2 protein-coding genes are annotated in these 429 nt (G+C 49.0%); both read left to right on the forward strand.

Annotated elements, in window-relative coordinates:
• The first annotated feature begins 84 nt into the window (after window positions 1-84).
• Window positions 85-270 carry a hypothetical protein gene (locus FD01_RS11425; RefSeq protein ID WP_056964394.1) on the forward strand — a complete coding sequence of 62 codons (186 nt, stop codon included), beginning with the start codon at window positions 85-87 and terminating at the stop codon, window positions 268-270.
• A partial coding sequence (tnpB, locus tag FD01_RS16980) for an IS66 family insertion sequence element accessory protein TnpB (RefSeq protein WP_082611877.1) occupies window positions 260-429 on the forward strand: 170 nt, incomplete at its 3' end. The genes FD01_RS11425 and tnpB, both read left to right, overlap by 11 nt.

Raw genomic sequence — 429 nt, forward strand, 5'->3', positions numbered from 1 at the left:
GTAAGCACCTAATAACAGACCGCCTATCCCTCTCAATTGCCAAGCGGTATCATGACCTCATCATAAGAATGGTGAGGTATTTATATGGACGAAGATCAACCCGAGATTGTTCGTATCAAGTTGGACGGTACGCAGCGGCCGCAACCGGGGCCAGCAACTAAGGCCTTTCAGATTAAGATTGACGATAACAAAACCATGATTGTTTACAACCGCGTTAACAGCTACATCCTGGATGCTGTTTTGAAGGCGGTGTTTAGCGATGCTCATTGACCTGCGCAAGCTTAGTGGAATTTACCTGATCTGCGGCAAAACAGACCTGCGCCGTGGAATCGATGGCCTTGCGGGCGTCGTCAGTGACCAGTATGAATTGAATCCATACAGTCGTGCACTATTTCTGTTCTGCGGCACTCGCAAGGACCGCTTCAAAGC

The organism is Lacticaseibacillus manihotivorans DSM 13343 = JCM 12514 (genome assembly GCF_001435035.1).
Taxonomy (GTDB): Bacteria; Bacillota; Bacilli; order Lactobacillales; family Lactobacillaceae; genus Lacticaseibacillus; species Lacticaseibacillus manihotivorans.